The sequence below is a fragment of the Dactylosporangium sp. NBC_01737 genome (genome assembly GCF_035963215.1).
GTDB lineage: Bacteria > Actinomycetota > Actinomycetes > Mycobacteriales > Micromonosporaceae > Dactylosporangium.
In genome coordinates this window covers 8,212,862-8,234,539 of the sequence record NZ_CP109153.1, presented here as the reverse complement: position 1 = coordinate 8,234,539, position 21,678 = coordinate 8,212,862, and the positions used below count along the sequence as shown (strand labels likewise).

17 protein-coding genes are annotated in these 21,678 nt (G+C 71.9%); 4 read left to right on the top strand and 13 right to left on the bottom strand.

Going from position 1 to position 21,678, the window contains the following annotated elements:
* Positions 1-8: 8 nt before the first annotated feature.
* From OHA72_RS37305 to OHA72_RS37285, 5 genes are read right to left on the bottom strand one after another with little or no spacing between them, the layout of a single operon-like run.
* Positions 9-1,325: a phenylacetate--CoA ligase family protein gene (locus tag OHA72_RS37305; RefSeq protein WP_327000763.1), complete on the bottom strand. Its 1,317-nt coding sequence runs from the start codon at positions 1,323-1,325 to the stop codon at positions 9-11.
* On the bottom strand, positions 1,322-2,125 hold the full coding sequence (locus OHA72_RS37300) for an amidohydrolase family protein (RefSeq protein ID WP_327000762.1): 804 nt from the start codon (positions 2,123-2,125) through the stop codon (positions 1,322-1,324). The genes OHA72_RS37305 and OHA72_RS37300 overlap by 4 nt, the downstream gene beginning before the upstream one ends.
* Before the next feature lie 8 nt (positions 2,126-2,133).
* Positions 2,134-3,237, bottom strand: a complete 1,104-nt coding sequence (locus tag OHA72_RS37295; RefSeq protein WP_327000761.1) for a 3-dehydroquinate synthase II family protein — start codon at positions 3,235-3,237, stop codon at positions 2,134-2,136.
* Positions 3,238-3,266: 29 nt separating this feature from the next.
* Positions 3,267-4,091 carry a 2-amino-3,7-dideoxy-D-threo-hept-6-ulosonate synthase gene (locus OHA72_RS37290; protein WP_327000760.1) on the bottom strand — a complete coding sequence of 275 codons (825 nt, stop codon included), beginning with the start codon at positions 4,089-4,091 and terminating at the stop codon, positions 3,267-3,269.
* A gap of 15 nt (positions 4,092-4,106) precedes the next feature.
* Positions 4,107-5,378 (bottom strand): aspartate kinase, encoded by a 1,272-nt coding sequence (locus OHA72_RS37285; RefSeq protein WP_327000759.1) that lies wholly within the window; start codon positions 5,376-5,378, stop codon positions 4,107-4,109.
* A 227-nt stretch (positions 5,379-5,605) separates the two neighbouring features.
* Here OHA72_RS37285 and OHA72_RS37280 point away from each other — a divergent pair, with 227 nt between their 5' ends.
* The 3 genes from OHA72_RS37280 to OHA72_RS37270 all read left to right on the top strand — a co-directional run bounded on the left by OHA72_RS37280 (position 5,606) and on the right by OHA72_RS37270 (position 10,126).
* Complete coding sequence (locus tag OHA72_RS37280) at positions 5,606-7,597, top strand: anthranilate synthase family protein (RefSeq protein ID WP_327000758.1); 1,992 nt, start codon at positions 5,606-5,608, stop codon at positions 7,595-7,597.
* A 100-nt stretch (positions 7,598-7,697) separates the two neighbouring features.
* The gene (locus OHA72_RS37275) at positions 7,698-8,162 is read left to right on the top strand and encodes a DUF6220 domain-containing protein (protein WP_327000757.1); all 465 of its coding nucleotides are present in this window, start codon (positions 7,698-7,700) and stop codon (positions 8,160-8,162) included.
* Complete coding sequence (locus tag OHA72_RS37270; protein WP_327000756.1) at positions 8,159-10,126, top strand: multicopper oxidase family protein; 1,968 nt, start codon at positions 8,159-8,161, stop codon at positions 10,124-10,126. The genes OHA72_RS37275 and OHA72_RS37270 overlap by 4 nt, the downstream gene beginning before the upstream one ends.
* A 6-nt stretch (positions 10,127-10,132) precedes the next feature.
* Here the strand turns inward: OHA72_RS37270 and OHA72_RS37265 are convergent, their stop codons facing one another.
* Genes OHA72_RS37265 through OHA72_RS37230 form a run of 8 tightly spaced genes read right to left on the bottom strand, consistent with a single transcriptional unit; the run spans position 10,133 to position 18,642 of the window.
* Complete coding sequence (locus tag OHA72_RS37265; protein ID WP_327000755.1) at positions 10,133-11,023, bottom strand: aromatic prenyltransferase; 891 nt, start codon at positions 11,021-11,023, stop codon at positions 10,133-10,135.
* 30 nt (positions 11,024-11,053) lie between these two features.
* On the bottom strand, positions 11,054-12,229 hold the full coding sequence (locus OHA72_RS37260) for a hydroxymethylglutaryl-CoA synthase (RefSeq protein ID WP_327000754.1): 1,176 nt from the start codon (positions 12,227-12,229) through the stop codon (positions 11,054-11,056).
* Between the two features lie 2 nt (positions 12,230-12,231).
* The gene (locus OHA72_RS37255; RefSeq protein WP_327000753.1) at positions 12,232-13,293 is read right to left on the bottom strand and encodes a hydroxymethylglutaryl-coenzyme A reductase family protein; all 1,062 of its coding nucleotides are present in this window, start codon (positions 13,291-13,293) and stop codon (positions 12,232-12,234) included.
* On the bottom strand, positions 13,290-14,381 hold the full coding sequence (gene fni / locus OHA72_RS37250) for a type 2 isopentenyl-diphosphate Delta-isomerase (protein ID WP_327000752.1): 1,092 nt from the start codon (positions 14,379-14,381) through the stop codon (positions 13,290-13,292). The genes OHA72_RS37255 and fni overlap by 4 nt, the downstream gene beginning before the upstream one ends.
* Positions 14,378-15,496 (bottom strand): phosphomevalonate kinase, encoded by a 1,119-nt coding sequence (locus tag OHA72_RS37245; RefSeq protein WP_327000751.1) that lies wholly within the window; start codon positions 15,494-15,496, stop codon positions 14,378-14,380. The genes fni and OHA72_RS37245 overlap by 4 nt, the downstream gene beginning before the upstream one ends.
* Positions 15,493-16,512, bottom strand: a complete 1,020-nt coding sequence (gene mvaD, locus OHA72_RS37240; protein WP_327000750.1) for a diphosphomevalonate decarboxylase — start codon at positions 16,510-16,512, stop codon at positions 15,493-15,495. Before mvaD ends, OHA72_RS37245 begins: the two co-directional genes overlap by 4 nt.
* Complete coding sequence (gene mvk, locus OHA72_RS37235) at positions 16,502-17,554, bottom strand: mevalonate kinase (RefSeq protein ID WP_327000749.1); 1,053 nt, start codon at positions 17,552-17,554, stop codon at positions 16,502-16,504. The genes mvaD and mvk overlap by 11 nt, the downstream gene beginning before the upstream one ends.
* On the bottom strand, positions 17,554-18,642 hold the full coding sequence (locus OHA72_RS37230) for a polyprenyl synthetase family protein (RefSeq protein ID WP_327000748.1): 1,089 nt from the start codon (positions 18,640-18,642) through the stop codon (positions 17,554-17,556). The genes mvk and OHA72_RS37230 overlap by 1 nt, the downstream gene beginning before the upstream one ends.
* Before the next feature lie 404 nt (positions 18,643-19,046).
* On the opposite strand from OHA72_RS37230, the gene OHA72_RS37225 reads away from it, so the two are divergent.
* Positions 19,047-21,674: a LuxR C-terminal-related transcriptional regulator gene (locus tag OHA72_RS37225; RefSeq protein WP_327000747.1), complete on the top strand. Its 2,628-nt coding sequence runs from the start codon at positions 19,047-19,049 to the stop codon at positions 21,672-21,674.
* Positions 21,675-21,678: the final 4 nt, after the last annotated feature.

The window sequence follows — 21,678 nt, the reverse complement described above, 5'->3', positions numbered from 1 at the left end:
CGGTCCTGTCAGTAGTAGAGGAGCGCTTTGCCCCAGTCCTCGTCGGGCCCGAACAGGCTGCGCGGCTTGACCACGTCAGGCATGTTCGTCAGCGCCTCGTGCGGCACCAGCGTCCCCGGCGGCAGCCCGACGACCTCGACGTCGACGCCGAACGCGGCACGGACCAGCGCGGTCAGCTCCGCCTGGGCGGCGGCCGTGTGCTCCTCGTCCACCTCGATCTGGATGCGCAACGCAGCCGGCTCCGCCTTCGCGCGCCAGAACAGCACGCCGTAGGTCTCCGGGAGGGTGAAGACGATCTCCTCCAGCCGGTGCTGGTTGATCGTCGCGCCGCCCACCTGGTAGCCGAACGCCGACCTGCCGAACACCCGGACGGTGGGCAGGTTCCATCCGCATCCGCAGTCGTCGTAGGAGACCGACACGTTGTCCTCGAGGTTGTAGCGCAGCAGAGGCATCGCCTCACGGAACAGCGGCGTCACCACGAGCTGGCCGTCGCCCTCAGCGCTGACGGCGCCGGTCCGCGGGTCGTACACCTCGAACAGGGCCCGGTCGGCCCACAGGTGCATCCGGCCGTTCGGGCATTCCCCGGCGAGGCTGCCGGTCTCCGTGGAGCCGTACTCCTCGATCACCGGCACGCCCCAGATCCGGCTGATGCGGCGTCGGCGGTGCTCGGTCAGCGGCTCGCCGCCGACGAACAGCGCCCGCAGCGCGGGGAAGTCGGTGCCGGGCCGGTGCCCGGCCGCGGTGGCCGCGGCGGCCCAGATGAGGCACTCGGTCGCCACCGACCAGGTCAGCGTCACGCCCAGGTCGTGCATGACCCGGACCACGCGGGCGTACGGCATGGCCAGCGAGCGGTTGTCGCCGGGGACCACGGTCGCCCCGCACAGCCGGCCGGCCGCCTGCGCGAGATGGCCCGTCAGCAGCAGCGCGTACGGCGTGCGGACCAGGAAGACGTCCTCGGCGGACATCCCGATCCACTTGCGGGCGAAGCGCTCGGCCAGGTCGACCCAATCCTCGGCGGTGTAGTAGGACGGGGTCGGCCGGCCGGCGGTCCCGCTCGACTCGTGGTAAGTGTCCAGCCGTTCCTTCGGTACCGCGAGCATGCCGAACGGGTAGTTGTCCCGCAGGTCCTGCTTCGTGGTCAGCGGCAGGCCGGCGAGGTCCGCGGCGGTCGTGGGCAGGGCCGCCGGGTTCAGCCGTCCACTGTAGAACGGCGAGCGGGTCGCCCAGGTGACCGTCTGCGCCAGCTGCTTCTCCTGCAGTTGCAGCAGTTCCTCCGGCCCCTGCCACTGGCCGAGTTGCGGCAGGCTCGAACGTGGGTCCGTCATCGCATCTCCCCTCCGGGAATCGCTGGCTCGGCCGCTGTCCGGCGGGCCACGGGTGACAGCAGCCGATGTGCGTTGTCCCAGGCGATCTGCCGCCATTGCTCCGGCGGCAGCCGCAGCGCGCGGAACTTGGCCAGTTCCACCGACGGGTGCTGGAGCGGGTATTCGGAGCCGAACACGACCCGGCCGGCGCCGAGGCGGTTCACCGCCGCCTCGGCCACGCACGAGTAGCCGCCGGAGGTCTCCAGCAGGATGTTGGTCTCGTCGCGGATCAGCGTGAGGGCGTAGAGGTCGATGTTGCCGATGCCGCTGTGCCCGAGCACGAAGTCCACCCGCGGGAACCGGCGGGCCAGGCTGACGAGGTCGGCCACCTGCGCGCCCCGGCGGTCCAGGCAGACCACGTACACCGGATGCCCGGACCGCGCGGCCACGGCGACGAGCTCCACGACCCGGGGGTCGCTCAGGCCGACGCCGTGCACGGCGGGCGAGATCTCCAGGCCGCGGAACTGCGCGGCCCGGTCCCGGTACGCCGCGGCCGGCCGGTGCGGGTTGGCGAAGAAGAACGGCACCAGCCGCCCGCCGGAGCCCGCGCAGGTGTCGAGGACCGCGTCGTTGTCGGCGTCGGTCTCGACGTGCCCGCCCTCGATGAGCTGACGCGACAGCCGGTCCAGGTCGATGGTGCCACCGGCGCAGACCACGGCCCGCGCCAGACCACACTCGTCCATTGTGGACAGCAGCCGCTCCGCCGCACCGGGCCGGGGCGCCAGACGCACGTGGAAGTCCAGCACGGGCTGCGCGGTCATCGCCGCGCTCACTTCTCGATGCAGAACTCGTCGATCGGGTAGCCGACGTGCCGCTGCTCGACCGGCAGGCAGCCCAGCACCGTGGTCCCCGGGGTGAGCTCCGTGACGTTCAGCACCGTCCCGCCCGGCCCCAGCACCCGCACGTGCCAGTCGTCCTGGACGATGAGGTTGACCTTCACGCCCGAGGGTGCGACCGCGTCGATCGCCAGCAGCGGCCTGGTCTCGATCTTGACCCGGCCCACGGTGACGATCCGCGACCTGCCCGTGGAGTCCACGGCCAGCACCTGGCCGCCGGACACGAGCTCGCTGAGGTAGTTGGTGCGCCCGTTCGCCGACAACGTGTACGAGTGCAGCGCGCCGGCGTTGACCCGGAACGGCCGGGTCGGCATGTACGGCAACGGATGCGTCTCGCTGCAGCACAGGATCATGCCGGTCGAGTGCGAGCCGACCAGGATGCCCTCGTCGAGCCGGAAGTTGGAGCAGGTGTCGACGCAGGCCCGTTCGCCCATCCCCACCCGCCGGATCCCGGTGATCTCCAGCTCGACCAGCGACAGGTCCGCGGTCCTGCTGACCGCCGCCGCCTTCAGCTCGGTCGCCTGCCCGACGACCCGCGGGGCGAGCATCACGCCGTCGGAGCCGTGTTCCAGGACGCCGAAGACGATCGCGGCCTCCTCGACGTCGGCCACCTGGGTGATGATGCTGCCGTCCGCACCGGCCGCGGCGGCCAGCACGATCTCCAGCGGAATCTTGGTGGGGTCCCGGAAGTACAGCACCGCCCACTTGTCGAGGCGCGCCGCCCGGCATGCCTCTTCGAGGCTGTCGGCGTCGGTGATCTCGACGAACCGGCCGAACTCCACCCCGGGGTGCCGCTGCGCCAGCTCGGCGGGCTCCCCGTGCAGGGCCGGCTCGACGATGACCAGGTCGGCCGGCGCCAGCTTCTCCGGCAGCGGCCGGTGCTGCGGGAACAGGACCTTCTTCACCGTCGGGGGAAGCAGCTCCAGGTCTTCCGGATCGGCGGCCACGATGGCGTCCATCTTCTGGTGGACGGCCTCCTCGACGATTGCCTCCTTGGCCTCGGTGACGTCACGGATGTCCAGCCAACACAGCTTCACGGGGTTCTCCTCGGCGGGCGGTGGAAGTCTTACAGGGAAAGGGCGAGCCGCTCGTCGGCGCCGTCCCGGTCCGGGACGCGCCGTGGTTCGTGCACCAGCCGCGCGACGGTGGCCGCCATCCAGCCCGGCTGGTCGGCCTGGAAGACGTTGCGTCCCATGGCCACCCCGGCCGCGCCGCCGCGCAACGCGTCGGCCACGTAGGCCAGCACGGTGGCGGTGTCGGCCGAGCGCGGGCCGCCGGCCACGATGACCGGGATCGGGCAGGATCGGACCACCTCGGCCATCTGCTCGGGGGTGCCCGCGTAGTCGGTCTTGACGATGTCGGCGCCGAGGTCGGCGGCGAGGGTCGCGGCGTGCGCCACCAGCTCCGGCGCCCGCGAGTTGCTGATCCGCGGGCCGCGGGCGTACACCATGGCCAGCAGCGGGACGTTCCAGCGGTCGCACTCCCCCGCGACGGCCGCCATGTCGGCGACCTGGCGGGCTTCCTGGGGCGAGCCCAGGTTGACGTGCACGCTGACCGCGTCGGCACCCAGCCGCAGCGCCTCCTCCACGTCGGCGACCAGATACTTCGCGTCCGGGTCAGGGGCGAGTCTCGTGCTCACGCTCAGGTGCATGATCAGCGACATGTCGCCGAACCAGCCGTGCTCGACGTGGCGCAGGCTGCCCTTGTGCAGCACCACGGCGTCGACCCCGGTGCCGGTGAGCGAGCCGAGCAGGGAGTTGAGGTCGCCGCAGCGCAGCGGGCCGTCGGTGACGGAGTGATCCAGCGGCACGACGAGCAGGCGCCCGTCGCCGTGCCGGAACAGGCGTCGCAGGCGGAGGCCTCGAGCGAATGAAGCGTTGAGGACGGCCACGGTGTCCTGCCTCTCTCAAGCGGTAGCGGAACGGCCGGAGGTCACGGACGCGATGTCTGTCAGCTCGTGCCGGTCGAGGTGGAACTCACGGTGCAGCGTCTCGACGGCGTCGACCGTGCGTTCGCGTGGAACGATCACGGACAGCCGCATCTGGGAGGTGGAGATCCAGCTCGTCGGAATCCCGGCCGTGGCCAGCGCCGCCATGAGCCTTGCCGTGTACTCGGGACGGCTGAGCAGGCCCATGCCGACCACCGACACCTTGCCGACGTTCTCGTCGAAGTGCACACCCCCGCCGAATGCGGCGGTCAGCTCGTGCAGGGCACGCCGCACCATGTCCGCCTGACTGCGGCGGATGGTGAATCCCATCCGGAACTCGTTCTCGTACGGACCGGACCGGGCCACCAGGTCGACCACCGTGCCGTGGGCGGCCAGCACCTCGAACACGTCGGGGGCCAGGTCCCGCCGGCTGTCCCGGCAGTGCACCAGCACCCGGGCGACGTCCGAGTCGTGGGTCACCGCGACCACGGCCCGCCGGGTCTCCAGCGGCCAGCGGTCGGTCAGCTCCGCGACGACGGTGCCGGGCGCCTCCGACGATGCGTTACGGACGCGCACTTCGACCCCTTCCATGGCGGCCAGCTCGACGCAACGGGTGTGCAGCACCTTCGCGCCGGCGAAGGCCATCTCCGCCATGACGCCGGGCGCGACCCACGGCAGGCAGCGGGCGGCGGGCAGGATGCGTGGGTCGGCGCTGAAGACGCCGTCCACGTCGGTGTAGATCTCGCACGCCGACGCGTGCAGCGTCGCCGCCAGCGCGACGGCGGTCGTGTCGGAGCCGCCGCGCCCGAGCGTGGCGATGTCCCCGGCGCCGTCGACGCCCTGGAATCCCGTGACGACGACGACTTCGCCGCCGTCCAGCGCGGCCCGCACGCGTTCGGCCCCGATGCTGGAGATGAGCGCGTCGCCGTGCCGGTCCGTGGTCTGGATCCCGGCCTGGGGCCCGCTCAGCGAGACCGCCGGTGTCCCGAGCCGGTTGAGGGTCAGGGCCATCAGCGCCGCCGACTCGGTCTCGCCCACCGCCAGCAGCTGATCCAGCTCCCGCGACGGCGACGCGGCGCCGACGTCGGCCGCCAGCCGCAGCAGGTCGTCGGTCCGGCTGCCGCGCGCCGAGACGACCACGGCAACCTGCGATCCGCGCCGCCGTGCCGCCGCGATCCGGATGGCGGCGCGACGAACGAGGTCGAGTGTCTCCAGCGAGGTACCGCCGTATTTCTGGACCAGGACATCCACAGCCGTTCACCGCCTCTCGTTGCTCTGGTGCGCCGTGGCGTCGACGGTAATCGCGGCCGACCGCGCCGGACCACCACCTGAGCGAGTAGTGGCGCTTCAATCAGGTATCTGCGCCACACCGGCGTGGCCTTGCCGGATATACGGGATGGTGGCTTCACGTCATGCATGACGCCGTTCGCCCCAGCAGTGTCGAGACGGGTGACCTGATCTGACGCCAAGGGAGCGACATGGACCGGACGGATTCGAGCACGGCCAGCCCCCCGGACGTCCTGGCCGGCCTCGGCCGCGACGGGGATGCCTTCGCGCTGCTGTACCGGCCCGGCTCGGCCCGCGACGCGAAGGTGGAGGTGCTGACCGGCGAGGTCTGCCAAGTGGACCGCCTCGCCGCGCTGCCGCTGCCCGTCGGCGGCGGGGACGCGGGCGTGCGGCACGACCTGCTCGTGGCGGTGCCGTACCGGCAGATCGCCGAGCGCGGGTACAGCTGCCACGACGACCACGCGCCGCTGCTGGCCATGCAGGTGCGGCAGCGGGCCGAACTCAGCCGCGCCGAGGCCCTCGCCGCGCTGCCCGAGCGCACCGTGACCGTGTCCGACGCCGGCTTCGACGTCAGCGACGACGACTACGCCACGATCGTCAAGCGGGTGCTCTGCGACGAGATCGGGCAGGGGGCCGGATCGAACTTCGTCATCCGGCGCTCCTTCGTGGCACGCCTGGACGACTCCTCGGTCGGCGCGGAGCTCGCCATCTTCCGGCGGCTGCTGGCCGATGAGGTCGGCTCGTACTGGACCTTCCTGTTCCACACCGGCACGGCGACGTTCATCGGCGCGTCCCCGGAGCGGCACGTCAGCATGGCCGACGGCATCGTGTCGATGAACCCCATCAGCGGGACCTACCGGCACCCCTCGACCGGCCCGGACGTCGCCGGGCTCCTGCAGTTCCTGAACGATCCGAAAGAGGCCAACGAGCTGTACATGGTCGTCGACGAGGAACTGAAGATGATGGCCCGCATGTGCAGCGGCGGCGGCCAGGTGCACGGCCCGTTCCTCAAGGAGATGGCGCGCCTGACCCACTCCGAGTACGTCCTGACCGGCCGCAGCGACCTCGACGTCCGCGACGTGCTGCGGGAGACCTTGCTCGCACCGACCGTCACCGGAAGCCCGCTGGAGAACGCCTTCCGGGTCATCGTCCGCCACGAGACGACGGGCCGCGGGTACTACGGCGGCGTCCTCGCGCTCATCGGCCGCGACGTGGCGGGCAGCCGCACGCTCGACTCGGCCATCATGATCCGGACCGCCGAGGTCCGCGACGGCGGCATGCTCCGGCTGGGCGTCGGCGCCACCCTGGTCCGTGACTCGGATCCGGAGTCGGAGGTCGCCGAGACGCGGGCCAAGGCCGCCTCCGTGCTCACCGCGATCGGCCTCACCTCCGGCGACGCCGCACCCGCCCGCGTGCCGGCCGTGACCGCGGCGCGCCCGTCACTGGCCACCCACCCCCGGGTACGCCAGGCGCTGCAGACCCGCAACAGCACCCTGTCCCGCTTCTGGCTCGACCAGACCCGGCGGCGCACACCGGACCCGGTGCTGGACGGGCGGCGCGTGCTCGTCGTCGACAACGAGGACGCCTTCATGGCGATGCTCGGTCACCAGCTGCGCGCCCTCGGCGTGCGGACCACCATCACGCGGTTCGGTGATCCGCTGCGGCCGCACGACTACGACCTCGTCATCGTCGGTCCCGGCCCCGGTGACCCCACCGACGTGGCGGACCCGCGCATGAACGGGCTCCGCGCGTTCACCCGCCACCTGCTCGCCGGCACCGTGCCGTTCCTCGCCATCTGCCTGGGCCACCAGGTGCTCGCCCTCGAGCTCGGATTCGACGTGGCGCGGCGCCCCGTGCCCAACCAGGGCGTCCAGAAGCGGGTCGACCTCTTCGGCCGGCCCGAGCTCGTGGGCTTCTACAACACCTACACGGCCCGTTCCGAACGCGACCTGCTGGCCGGGATCGGGCAGGGCACGCCGATCGAGGTCAGCAGGGACCCCGAGACGGGCGAGGTGCACGCCATCCGTGGTGCGGGTTTCCGATCCGTGCAGTTCCATCTGGAGTCCGTCCTCACCCAGCACGGCCCGCAGATCCTCAACGACCTGCTCGCCTCGTTGCTCCAGGACGCCGACCCTACGACGAGAGGCGCGGTCGGGCCGTGCGCTCTACGCCTGAACACGTAGTCACTGCGCGACCGTCGGCTGACGACGCACCCGGGTCGCCGACGCGAGGATGCGTGGGATGGCGCCGACGAACGTCACTGACCTGAAGGGTCCCCCTGCCATGCGTAAAGTGTTCTCCGGACTGGCGGCGTTGCTGATGCTCGCCGTGGCGGTGCAGTTCTTCCTGGCCGCCAGCGACGCGTTCGACACCGCACCCACCGAAGAGGCGTTCAAGTCCCATCGTGCGCTGGGATACGGCCTGCTGTATCTCGCTGTGCTGTTGACGGTGCTCGCCGCTGTGATCCGGCTGCCGGGCCGGCTCATCGGCCTGTCCGGGCTGGTCGCGGGGCTCATGATCCTGCAGCCGGTGATCGCCAAGGTCGCCGAGGCGTTCGGAGACCCGGGACACGCGACCACCGCCGGGAAGCTCATGTTCGGCCTGCACGGGCTCAACGCGGTCGTCATCCTGGTCGTGCTCCGCAACGTCATGCGCCAGTCGCGGGAGCTGGCGACCGGCACGGGCGGCCCCGCCGGCGGCGCACCGGCGAGCGGGCCGGCGGAAAGCTCGGCGCACTCGGCCTCATGACGACCGTCCAGTGGATCATTCTGGACCATGTCGTGGCGCTGCTGGGTGCCGCCTGCTGGTTCGCCGCCGGTGCCACGGCGGCCCTGCAGCGGCCCCGGCTCGCCCTGGGCCTCTTCGGCGCAGCGGTCCTGGCGATGTTCGGCCGGGCGGCCACGGTCGTGATGCTGGCCGGTCGGGGCTGGTGGTTCGCGCAGGAGAAGGTCCTGCTGGGCCTGCCCCTGCTCGCGGCCGCCGGCCTGGCGGCCGTGTTCCTCGCAGGGCCGCGGCTGCTCGCCGCGGCCCGCGCACCCGGTGCGAGCCTGCCACCCGCCGGGCTCCTGGCGCTGTTCACCGCCGGCTTCGCGGCGCTGGCCGGCCCGGTGGTGACCTTCCTCGCGGGATACCCGCTGACCTGGGCGACCGCGCTGATCACCGTCTCCGTTGTGTGCGTCGGCGCGCTGCTGACCTGGCGCGTCGTCGCGCCACCGGCCGTGCGGCGCACCGGCGCCGCGGACGACATGCCGGCGCCGCCACGGCGCCGGGTGCTGTCCCGCCGCGGCTTCATGCTCGTGGCCGCGAGGGTCGTCGCGGCGGGAGCCGGGCTCACCGGCGCGGGCCTGCTGTTCAGGACGCCCGGACGCGTGGTCACCGGCGGCGGCCCCGGACCCGACCCCGCGGCGCGGACCCTCTCGGTGGCGGACCTGCGGGGTCCCGGCGACCCGGCCTCGGGCGGCAGCGTCGTCAGGCACACGCTCACCGCCAGGACCGCCACCGTCCGCCTGCCGTCCGGCGGTGACCTCGACGCGTGGACCTACGACGGCGCGCTCCCCGGTCCCCCGATCACCGCGGTGCAGGGCGACCTCATCGAGACGACGCTGCGCAACGCCGACATCGCCGGCGGCGTCACCGTGCACTGGCACGGCTACGACGTGCGGTGCGGCGACGACGGCGCGCCGGGCGCCACGCAGCACGCGGTGGCGCCGGGCGACACGTTCGTCTACCGGTTCCGGGCCGACCAGGTCGGCACGTACTGGTACCACACCCACCAGGGCTCACACATCGGCGTCCGGAAAGGGCTCTACGGCACGCTCGTCGTGACGCCGCGGCAGCCGCTGCCGCAGGGCCTGGACCTCACGCTGCCCGTGCACACCTTCGACAGCACCGTGCTGATCGGCACCGAGTCCGGACGCGTCGTGCACACCGCCGACCCGGGCGCGCCCGTGCGGCTGCGACTGGTCAACACCGACTCGACGCCGCACCGCTTCGCGGTGGCCGGCGCCGCGTTCCGGGTCGCGGCCGTGGACGGCCGGGACCTCAACCGGCCCGGCGAGGTGCGCGAGGTCGTGCTCCGCCTTCCCGCGGGCGGCCGGTACGACGTGGTCCTGACCATGCCGGACACGCCGGTGGCCGTGGTCCTCGACGACGACCGCAACCGCGGGATCCTGCTGCGCCCGGCCGGCTCCACCGCAGGGGATCCGGTGCCGCCGGTCACCGCCGACTGGGCGGAGCTGGATCTGCTGCACTACGGCGAGCCGGCCGCCCTGCCGTTCGACGCCGGCAAGGCCGACCGGCACTTCACGATGGTGCTGGACCGGGGGCTGGCCGTGGTCGACGGCAGCCCCGCCTACGCCTCGACCGTCAACGGCCACGGCCATCCGTCGATCCCGGACCAACTGGTCGCCGAGGGCGACGTCGTGCGCTACACCGTGGTCAACCGGGGGCTGGAGACCCACCCGTGGCATCTGCACGGCCACACCGTGCTGATCGTCTCCAGGAACGGGACGCCCTGCTCCGGCAGCCCCCTGTGGGTGGACACCTTCGACGTGCGGCCGGGCGAAATCTGGGACGTGGCGTTCCAGGCCAGTAACCCCGGCGTCTGGATGAACCACTGCCACAACCTGCCGCACCAGGACCAGGGCATGATGCTGCGGCTGGTCTACGACGGCGTCACCACACCGTTCGCGGACGGCAGCCATGCCCACTGACGGCGCTCAGAGGAACTTCAGGGCGCCCGGCCGCCACCGGTAGTGGGACTCGAGCTTGTAGTACTCCCCCTGGGCCAGCAGCGCCACGCCGTAGATGAACTGGCGGTCCTCGTTGCCGTAGGGCACGTTCTTCACGAACTGCTCGATCTCCGGTTCGATCTGGACGGGCAGCGTCGACAGGTCCGTGGTCGTCGCGGCGTAGCAGATCCGTTCGATCTTCGGCGAGTCCCAGCCCAGGGTGACGTACAGGCCGAACGCCTGCTCGCCGAGCTTGAGCATCCGCGCGCTCGGTTCGACGGTGCCGACCTCGCGCAGCGTCGCCAGGATGGTCTCCGGCTCGAAGGAGCCGGCCGGCAGCTCGTTGAAGTACACGTTGACCGTCCGGCTCGGATAGTCGATGGCGACGCCGGCGACCCGGTCGTTCAGGCCGTGGCGGGTGAAGAACTCCACGTTCTCGGCGAGGGCGGGCGGCATGCCGGGCACGTCGGCAAGCTTGGCCACCTCCTCCAGGTCGTCGGTCTTGAACGCCGCGTAGACCTTCTTGAACCCGCCGACGACCCCGAAGTCGATGCCGTAGCTGTCGATCGGGTAGCTGCTCTGGACGTTCTCCAGCAGCGTGTCGACCGGATCGCCCGTCGCGGCGATGAGGCCCTTCGACCGGGCCACGCCGTAGGGGTCACGCTCGTCCGGGTGCGTCCTGAAACGGCAGTCGAGCTCGCCCATGTGACGCAGCGCGGTCGCCACCCGGAAGGCCACCACGGCGGCCGGGTGCGCGAACGCGGCCGCGTACGCGTCGAGGACGGGCGAGACCGTGTCCGGCGAGAACGGCACGTTCAGCAGGCGGGCCGATTCCTCGATGGTGGAGTAGAGCTCTGCCACCGCGGGCGTTGCGGACATTGATCCTCCAAGGGGTGTGGTCGCGCGGTGCTACCGCGGCGTGTAGATGCGCTTGTGCTGCGACAGTCCCGCGAGCCGGTACGGCCCGGTGGTCTGCCGCGGCAGGGGATGCTCGCCGCCGTCGACCGGCGTGGGACGCTGGTGCAGTTCGCGGTACGTGTCGTAGTCGATGTCCAGCCGCCGGCTGATCGCCTCGCGGTGCATGTCGGTCCGCAGCTGCGAGCGGTATCCCGGCACGACCGTGCCGGCGAAGAACTCCGCGACGCTGCCGGACCCGTAGCTGAGGAAGCCGATGGCCTCACCGGTCAGGTCCTCCGCGTGGTCGAGCAGCGACGCCAGCGCGACGTAGATGGACGCGGTGTAGCTGTTGCCGATCACCTGGTTGTAGGTCGTGGTGTGCTCCACGGCGCGGCTGATCCCGGCGTCGTCGGCGTCGTGCCCGCAGTGCTGCAGCAGGTGCCGGTGCGCCTTGTACGCCATCTTGGTGAACGGCTGGTGGTAGCAGAACGCGCGGAACTCCTCCAGCGAGCGGCCGCCCCGCTCGGTGTAGTCCTTCCACACGACCTCCACCGCCTGCAGGTAGGCCGAGATGGACTCGTACCCGTCGACCAGTGCGGTGGTGCGGTAGTTCGGCCGCCAGAAGTCCATGATGTCGGCGGTGAACACGCCCGACGGCTCCTCGATGCGCACCAGCGCGGGATCGGCACCAACCAGCATGGCCACCGCCGCGGCGCCCTGGGTCGCCTCGCCGCGGCTGGCCAGGTCGTACCGGGAGACGTCGCTGGCGATCACCAGGATCTGCTGCGAGGGGTCACGGTGGACGAGGCCGATGGCGAACTGCAGGGCCGCGGTAGCGCTGTAACAGGCCTGCTTGAGCTCCACGACACGGGTGGTCGTGGGCAGGCCGAGCAGCGAGTGGACGTGGATGCCGGCGGCCTTGGCCTGGTCGACGGACGTCTCGGTGGCGAAGGCGATCGTGCGGATCCGCTCGGCGCCGTGCCGGGCGATGACGGGCGCGGCGGCGGCCGCCGCCATGGTCACGATGTCCTCGTCGGCCGCCGGGATGCTCATCGACCGCTGCCCGATGCCGGTGTGGTACTTGGCGACGTCGGCACCGTGCCGGGCCGCGAGGGTCTCGTGCGTCAGCACGTACTGTGCCGTGGCGACCGACAGGTCGTGAATGCCGATCGCGAGATCACCGGACATCGTCAGCCTCCGATCTTCGTGGTCTCGTGCCTGCGTTCCAGCCGCACGTGCGAGCGCATGAGCTCGCCCGGGATCGTCTGGGCGGCCAGGAGCGACAGTTCACCGCACAGCACCGTCGCGGCCGCGATGACCGCGAGCCGGCGGGCGTTCTCGCCGGGTTCGCGCGGGCTGCGGCAGCCGAGCCGCGTCAGGTTCTCCTCGACGAAGTCGAGGCCCTTGCCGTTGCCGACGGTGCCCACGATCAGGTTCGGCACGGTGCAGGCGAAGTAGAGGTCGCCGTCGCGGTCCTCGGCGACGGTCATGCCCTGCGAGCCTTCGACGATGTTGGCGGCGTCCTGGCCCGTGGCCAGGTAGAAGCCGAGCAGCATGTTCGCGTAGTGCGCGTTCGCCGAGCGGATCCCGCCGGCCAGCACGGTGCCGATCAGGTTCTTGCGCACGTTCAGGTCGGCGATCGCCCCGGCCGACGTGTGCAGCGTCCTGTGGACGATGTCGCGCGGGATGAGCAGCTCGGTGACGACGTTCTTCCCGCGCCCGAGGATGCCGTTGATCGCGGTGGCCTTCTTGTCGGTGCAGTAGTTGCCGGAGATCGAGCCGTACGAGATCCCGGGGATGGCCTTGAGGATGTGGGTCAGCAGCGCGTCGGCCGCGAGGGTCGTCATGTTGTGGCCGGAGGCGTCGCCGGTGGTGAACTCGAACCGGATGAACAGCAGGTTGGCCGTGATCTCGTGGTGGAACCCGATCAGCTCGACGAACTTGCCGCAGGTCCGGGTGATCCCGCGCAGTTCGTCGAGCCGCGCGTCCAGCTCCAGTGCGGCCAGGTGGGCGGTCTGCGCGTCCTGGGCCCTGACCAGCACGGAGCGGGTCATCCGCTCGTCGACGAGGGTGGCGACGATGCCCTGCTCGACCATCATGGAGATCCGCGCGCCGCGGCCGACGGACGGCCACAGCGGCGACTCGTACGTGGCGAGCGGAACCTCCGTCTCGATCGCCGCGATGTTGCCCGTGATTCGCAGGGGACCTACCCATTGCATCGGTACACTGGCGACCGCGGTCGCGTCGCTCATCGGGTGCCTCCAATCGTTTCGAAGCTGGCGCTGCGGGAGCTGGAGCGGGTCGCGAGCGAACCGGTCTGGATTCCCCGTTCGATGCAGAACGCGTGCAGGCTGCCACGGATCAGCACGTCGCAGCGGGTCAGGTCGTAGGGGGTCCGCGCGCCCAGTGCGGTCATCAGGGCCTCCAGCTGATCGAGCCAGCCGGTGATCAGCGCCACCAGCGCGGCGACGCCGCCGTCCAGCACCGTCTTCAGGAACAGGCCCGACACGCCGACGGCGGAGGCGCCGAGCGCCAGCCCGCGGACCGCGTCGAGCGGGTTGCGCACACCGCCGGAGGCGAGCACCGGGATGCCGGCGTCCTGCGCGTCCAGCAGGCAGGCGGGGGTGGACTGTCCCCAGCCGTCGAGGAAGGAGTAGTCCCCGCCGTCGCGCCGGTCGTTCTCGATGCGCGCGAAGTTCGTGCCGCCGCGGCCGGCCACGTCGGCCACGGACACGCCCAGCTCCCGCAGGCACAGCAGGGTCTCGCAGCTCAGCCCGAAGCCGACCTCCTTGACGATCACCGGCACGTCGACACCATCCACGATCTGCGCGATCCGCGGCGCCCACGCGGAGAACGACCGGTCGCCCTCCGGCATCACGGTCTCCTGGATGACGTTCAGGTGGATCTGCAAGGCGTCGGCCCGCAACAGGTCGACGGCCCGGCGTGCCTTGTCGACCGTGGCGGTCGCGTTGACGTTGGCCATGATGAACCCGTCCGGGTTCACCCGGCGCATCACGCTGAACGTGTCGGCCATGGACGGGTCGGCGAAGTACGCGCTCATCGATCCCGTCGCGATGGCCACGCCGGTCTCGCGCGCGGCGGTCGCCAGATCCCGGTTGATGACGCCGGTCTTGGCGCTCCCGCCGGTCATCGCGTTGATGTACAGCGGAGCGGGCCATGCGATGCCGGCGAACCGGGTGTCCAGCGAGACGTCGGAGCGGTCGATGCCGGCCAGTGCGTGATGGATGAAGCTCACGTCGTCGAACTCGTTGTGCCCGCCGAGGTGGCGTTGCTGTTCGGCGGCGATGCGGACGTGGTCGTCCTTGCGGTTGGAGATCATGCAGCGCTCCTGTTCGTGGGCTGGAGGTGCGTTGACAGGGGGAGCACTCCCGCGGCGGCCCACTCCCTGCGCAGCTGCGAGATCTCCCTCGTCGCGGTGGCGTCCAGCAACGCGATGCCGCAGTCCCCGCCGCCGGCTCCCGACGGCTTGGCCGCGCCGCCGGCGGCCTCGGCGGCGTCGCACAGTGCCGTGAGCCTGGTGGTGAAGATGCCCAGCCGCAGCTGGTCGTCCAGGTCGGCCAGCAGCCGGCGGGCGGTGCGGATCTGTTGCAGCAGCTGGCCGTCGTCTCCCCGCTCGAGCGCGCGGATCGCGGCGAGCACGCACGTGTCGCTGCGTGCCGCGAAGCGCTGCTGCGCGGTGCTGCCCCACCACCGCCCCGTGCCGAGCCGCCCGGTCAGCGTGGCGCTGCTGACCGGTTGCCCGGTCCAGCCGACCTCCAGCGCGAGCCCGCGGGGCGTCGGCAGCCGCCGCAGTCCGAAGCCCGGCCACGGCACGCGCATGGACTCCTCGATGCCGTGGCGCTGCGCCAGGTCGAGCACGGCGGTCCGGTCCGGCGCCCGGTACGCGATCCATCCGCCCCACACGCCGGCGGCGAGATCCCCGCCGGAGCCGCCGGGGTCGCGCCGCGCCGCGGCCAGCATCGCCAGCCGGTACCGCGCGTACTGCGAGAGGTCCAGGCCGCAGTACGCGGCCACGGCGGCGACCGTCGCGACCGTCACCGCGCCGCTGGAACCGAGGCCGAGCTTGGTGCCGTCACGGTGCAGGTGACTGGTGATCGAGACGCGGATCGGGGGCATGCGCCGCCCACGCTCGGCCAGCAGCTGGTCCACGACCTCGATCGCCGACGTCACCTGGCCGAGACTCTCCTGCGCCCGGTGCGCGTCGTCGGCACCGATCCCGGCGAGTTCGCCGTCGCGGCGCCGCAGTCGCGTCGCGGCCGGGTGGAGATCGGACTCGACGACGACGTCGGCGCCGGTCGTCGCGGACACGGTGACGGCGACGCCCCGGCCGACCGCCACCAGGATCGCCGGGTGGCCCGGCTCCAGCACCGCGTACTCGCCGGCGATGAACAGCTTGCCTGGCGCATGCCTGGTGACCGGTTCCCGTGCGGTCACTGCCCGGTCTCCGCCCGCAGGTGGCTTCCCGGCCCGCGCCGGGCGGTGAGCACCGAGCACCCGGGGGCGGCGGCGCGCACCGTCTCGGCCACCCGGGCGGCATCCGCCTGGTGGCAGAGCACCTTGACGTTCGGCCCGGCGTCCATGGTCGCGTAGGCGGACACGCCGTCCGCCCGCAACCGCAGGACGCCGTCGAGCACGGCGACGGTGGCCGGCGACAGGTACCGCACCGCCGGACGGGCGGCCAGCATCGTCGCGTGCATGCCGAGGGCGTTGCGTTCGGCGACCTCACCGACCGCGTCGAGGTCGCCGCGGCGCAGCGCGGCCCGGATCTCGAACAGGTCGTGACCGCTGGAGGTGGCCCACGACCGGTAGAGCGGTGAGGTCTCGACGGTGCGCCGCATGGCCGCCCGGCTGGACACGGCTTTGGGCCCGGCGTTGACCAGCGCGATCACCAGCGCGGGGTCGAAGCCCGGGACCGGCACCGGCTCGGCGTAGGAGGCGAGGTCGGCGGCCGTGCCGGCACCCCGGCCGGCGTGGCAGAGCACGAACCCCTCGAACACGGAGCGGGCGGCCGACACGGAGCCGCGCCGGGCCAGCCGCGACAGCGCCGTGGGCGCGAGGTCGAGCCCGCACGCGGCGGCGGCGGCCAGGGCGAGGGCGGCGAAGCCGCTCGCCGAGGATGCCAGGCCCGCCCCGGTGGGCACGGCGTTGCGGGTGTCGACGACGGCCGGCTCGCCGCGCCCGGCCATGCCCCGCACCAGGTCCAGGAAGTCCACGACGCGCTGCCGTGGCTCCCCCTCGGCGGGCGCGCCGTCGAGCCGGACGTCGTCGGCCGGCGCCGCGGGGCTGAGCCGCACGGTGGTGATCGTCGGGTAGACGTCGAGGGTCATCGACAGGCTGTCGGTGTACGGGATCATGAGCCGCTCGTCGCGTTTGCCCCAGTACTTGATCAGGGCGATGTTCGGGTGGGCGACGGCCGTGACGGCCGCCTCCACCTGCTGGTCAGTCGGCATGGCCCGCGAACCTTCCCACCGGCACGACCCAGGTCTGGACGGCGCCGGCCTGCTCCAGCCCTCGCACGACCGCCTCGGCCTGGCGCAGGTCGCCGGCCAGCGCCACCATGCAGCCGCCCAGCCCGCCACCGCTGATCTTGGCGCCGAATCCACCGGCCGCCAGGGCGGCCTCGACCAGCGCGTCGATGCGGTCCGTGCTGATCCCGACGTCGCGCAGCAGTCCGTGGTTCTCGGTCAGCCGGGCACCGAAGTCGCTCAGCCGGCCCTGTTCCAGGTCGTGCAGGGCCGCGTAGGTCAGGTTGGACACCCGGCGCACGAACGCCGCCTTGGCCTGCGCGTCGCGTTCGAACGTGCGCCGCAGCAGCTCGACCGCCTCCTTGGTGCTGCCGTCCACGCCGCTGTCGGCGACCACGAACAGCCCGCTGAAGCCGCCCGGCTCACCCGGGCCGTCGCCCGCCATGGCGATCGGCAGGGCGCGTGCCGTACCGGAGCGGAAGAAGAGCGGCGACGTCGCACCGGTCGCGAGCGCGTCGATGCCGCTCGCCCTGCCGTGCACCACGGTCTCCGAGGCCTGCACGAGCTCGAACACCGTCCCGGCGTCGAGCCGGCGGTCGAAGACGTCCGCGAGCGCGAGGACGGCCGCCCGGGCGCACGCGGCGCTGGAGCCGAGCCCGCGGGCCTGCGGGATCAGGCAGTCGATGAGCACGTCGACGCACATCGGCTCGACGACGTCGGTCCGCTTCCGGAACTCCGCCACGAGGTGCTGCATGCTGTCGCTCATCAGTGGGGTGACGGACGCCGTCTGCGGTCCGGTCGTCGCGAATGAGATCCGGTCACCGCCTTCGCCCGAGCACGGGCATCGTGTCGCGTTCGCGGTGACCGTCAGCTGCGGTACCGGGATGACCAACGCCGGGGTGCCGTACACGACGGCGTGCTCGCCCAGCAGGATGGCCTTGCCATGGGCGCCTCCGGCCCCGCGCCGGCCGTGCCCGGCGTAGGGACCGTCGGCGCACCCGCGGTGGTCGGTGAAGGCTCGTGACATCACTGGATCCGCTGCGTCGCCTTGATCGCCATCTCGGCGAGCTGCTGCTTTGCGGGACCGGCGGTGCTGCTCGCCTCCATGACCGACAGCGCCCGCTCCGCGCGCTGCGCGATCTGCGCCTCGATCTGCTCCACGGCACCGGTGTCGACGAGGATGGCGCGGACGCGGGCGAGGTCGTCGTCGGTGAGGTCGGTGCCGACCTTCGCCCGCAGGAACCGCGCGGAGTCCGGGTCCTCCAGGTCCGCCCGTTTCAGTGCCGTGGCGAGCAGCGCCGTTCGCTTGCCCTCGCGAAGGTCGTCACCGGACGGCTTGCCCGTCACCACCGGGTCGCCGAACACGCCCAGCATGTCGTCGCGGAGCTGGAACGCGACGCCGATGTCGGCGCCGAAGGCACGGTAGGCCGCGACGATGTCGGGACTCCCGCCGGCGATCGCGGCACCGAAGTGCAGCGGGCGCTCCACGGTGTACGACGCGGTCTTGTACCGGTTGACCAGCAGCGCCGCCTCGATGTCCTCGTCGTCGCTCGCCTGGTTGATCAGGTCCAGCAGCTGGCCATAGGTGACCTCGGAGCGCACGGCGGACCAGACCGGCATCACCCGGGCGTGTGCGTCCGCCGGCAGCCCGGCCCCCTGGATGAGCACGTCGGCCCAGATCAGGGCCAGGTCGCCGATGAGGATGGCGATGCTGGTACCGAAGGTGTGCGGGTCACCGGAGAAGCGCCGCGCCCGGTGCCGCTCGGCGTAGGTCACGTGCGCGGCGGGATGGCCGCGGCGGGTCAGGGAGGCGTCGATGATGTCGTCGTGGATGAGGCCCGCGGCGTGCAGCAACTCGAACCCCGCGCAGGCGCTGAGCACGGCGGTGGCGACCGGGTCCTCGGGGTCACCGCCGGCGCCGATCCAGCCCAGCCAGGCGAAGGTCGGCCGCAGCCGCTTGCCTCCGCGCAGGATGAAGCGCTCCAGTTCGTCGGTCATCGCCGCGCAGTCCGGGCCGAACACTTCGGCCTCAGCACGGCGTTCGGCGAAGAATGCCTTGATGGCGGTGTCGACCGCGGCCGTATCCACGGTCGCTCCGAGATAGCTGATGGTCATGCTCTCATCTCCTGTCGAGGCGACGATCACCCTGGCAGCCAGGTATCTCGAACCACCGGAATCAGCACTGTCGATGCCGGTTTCGGTTCCAGAGGTTTCCGGCCCGTTTGAACAGGGGAATCCCGGAAAGACGACGCTGATTTCTTCCGACGGGTCGGCATGGTCGACAATAATCGCGGGGTCTACCGCTGCCCACTACTTACATGAGTAGTGCGGGCTAGTACACGCATTCACGCCGTTTCGCCGGGGATCCCGTATAACTTACGTAGTCCCTGCACCGCGGCGGCCGAGCGACCTGCGACTCAGCCGGCGGTTCCCGCTGCCCCGGGCCCGAGGATTACTGGACGGTGACCATGATTCCCTTGATAGGACGTGAGCGCGTACTGTCCTGCCTGGACAGTCATTTGGACGCCACCTTGCGCGGCGCCAGCGGCTGCGTCATCGTCGACGGTCCATTCGGCGTGGGCAAGACGCACCTGTTGAAGGCCACGGCACTGGAAGGCGCCAAGCGCGGCCTGTGCGTGGTCGCCGGGCGCGCGAGCATCACGCACCAGCCGATAACTGTCAATCTTTTGATCAATTTTCTGCGCCACGTGATGCACGGCGAAGCCGATTTCGACGACCTTGCCCGGCCGGACAGGAATCCTTTCTGGCTGATCGATCGGGTCGGCGAACTGGTTGAGGCGGCGGCCCGCAGGCAGCCCCTCGTCGTCGCCCTGGACGACGTCCACCGCATCGACGACGTCAGCGCCCTGGCGCTGCGGGGGCTCGTGCAGTCGCTGGCGTCGTCACCGGTGCTGTGGCTGCTCGCCCGCCGGCCGGTCTCCACGCAGTCGCTGGCGCAGCACGCCGTCGACTGGCTGCACGATCACGCCGCGGTGCGGCTCCAGCTGCGTGCACTGGACGATGCGGCGGTGGCCGAGGTCTGCGGCGCGATCCTCGGCGCCAGGCCGGACGCGTCCGTGCTCGACTGGGCGGCCCGGTGCGGCGGCAATCCGCGCCTCATGGAGCACGTCTTCAACGCGCTCATCAAGGCCGGGCAGATGATCATCGCGAACGGCACGGCCCGGGTGGTGGTCGAGCACCTGCCCGAGGGCGTGCTCACCTGCGTCCGCGGCCTGCTGGACGAGATGTCGCCCGCGGTCGCGCGCCTGCTCGTCGAATGCAGCGGCATCGGCCGCACGTTCACGCTGCAGGAGGCCGCGGCCCTGCTCGGCGAGCCGGCCCTTGAGCTGTCCGCCGGCGTCGACGAGGCGGTGCAGGTGGGTCTGCTGCGCCGCAACAGCCCGCAGCTGACCTTCGTCCACCGGGTGATCTGGGAAGCCCTGGAGCATGCCGAGTTCCAGCGGCCGCAGACGACCGCGCCCTTCACGGGGCCTTCGGCCGTGCCGGACCTGCGCCCGTCCCCGGCCGCCGTGACGGACTCCCGTCCGGCACGGCCGGTTGCCGCCCCGGTCGCGGTGCTTCCCGCTCCCGCGCCGCCGCAACCATCCGGATGCAGCTGTGCCGATGTGGTGACGCGGGCCATCTCCAGCCTGGAAGGCATCTTCTACGAGGTACCACGGACGCTGGCGCGTGCCCTGCGGCTGCTCGCCGCGACCGGGCGGGTCGCCGAAGCCTGCGGCCTGGCGGACATCGCGCTGCGCTCCGGCATCGAGGCATCGCTGGAAGCGCACCTGGTCCTGGAGGTGGCTCAGGGACTGCGGGAAGCCGACCGGCACGGCATGGCGGCCGACCTGCTGCGCCGGACCCTGGCGCGGCAGGACGTCAGCGAGCTGCACCGCGCCAAGCTCAACAGGACGCTCGCCGACGTCGCGACGCGTGCGGGCACCACGCCCGCAGCGGCGGGCGCGCACCGGCCCGGGCAGCCGCCGGCCGCGTGCTGCACGACAGACGCACGTCCACTGTGGACGTGGCTGGTGCGGGCACTGGTCGCCTCCGACCAGTTCGAGGAGGCGGCCGCCGCCCTCGACGCCGTCAAGCAGCACACGGAGGAGCTCGGCGACGCTCTGCCCGCAGCGCTGTGGCTCGGCCACCGCGCCGAGCTCCTGACCGCCGCGGGCCGGCTCGATGAGGCACGCATCGAAGCGGAGACGGCGCTGCGGCTCACGGAACGCTCGACACCACAGGACTGCGTGCCCGCACGTCTCGTCCTGGCCCACATCAGCGTGCACCGCGGCGACCTGGCCAGCGCGAGCGACCAGCTGCGGATGACCGAACGGCTGATGACCGGCGACGCGGCGGCGGACCAGGCCCGCCTGGACTGGGCCCTCGCACAGTTCCACGCGGTCAGCGGGCGTCCGGCGATGATGGTGCAGACCCTCATCAACGTCGAGGGTCAGGTCAGACCCGACCCGTTGCTGTTCACCGAGGCCCCGACGGCGGCGGCGACGCTCGTGCGCCATGCGCGCCAGGCCGGACTCGGCGCGGAGGCCGAACGGGCCGCCGAGTTCGCCCGACGGATCGCCCGGTGCCACCCGCTCGCGCAGTCGCTGGTGGGTGGCGCCGAACACGCCGAGGGCCTCCTGCGCAACGACGTGGTCGCCCTGAACCGCGCCGCCGATCTCTACCGGCTCGCCGGGCGCCAGCTGGCGGCGGGCAGTGCGCTGGAGGACGCGGCGCAGGTGGAACCCGGCGGGCGGGACAAGACCCGCACGGTCCGGCTGCTGGAGTCTGCGATGGGCCTGTACCAGGAGTGCGGTGCGCAGGGCGACGTGGAGCGGGTGCAGCGCAAGCTGCGGCGGCTCGACGCGCAGAACGTGCGCCGGCTGGGTCCGGAGCGGCCCAAGTCGGGCTGGGAGAGCATCACCACGGCGGAACTGCGCGTCGTGCGGGCGATCGTCGACGGCATGACCAACCGGGAGGCGGCGAGCGTGCTGTTCCTGTCGCCGCACACCGTCGACACCCATCTGCGCCGGGTGTTCTCGAAGCTGGACATCAACAGCCGCGTCGAGCTGACCAAGCACTTCATCGCACATGAGACCTTCCCGCCGGCCATGGCCGGCGCACAGCAGCACCGGTTCGCCGGCTGAGCGG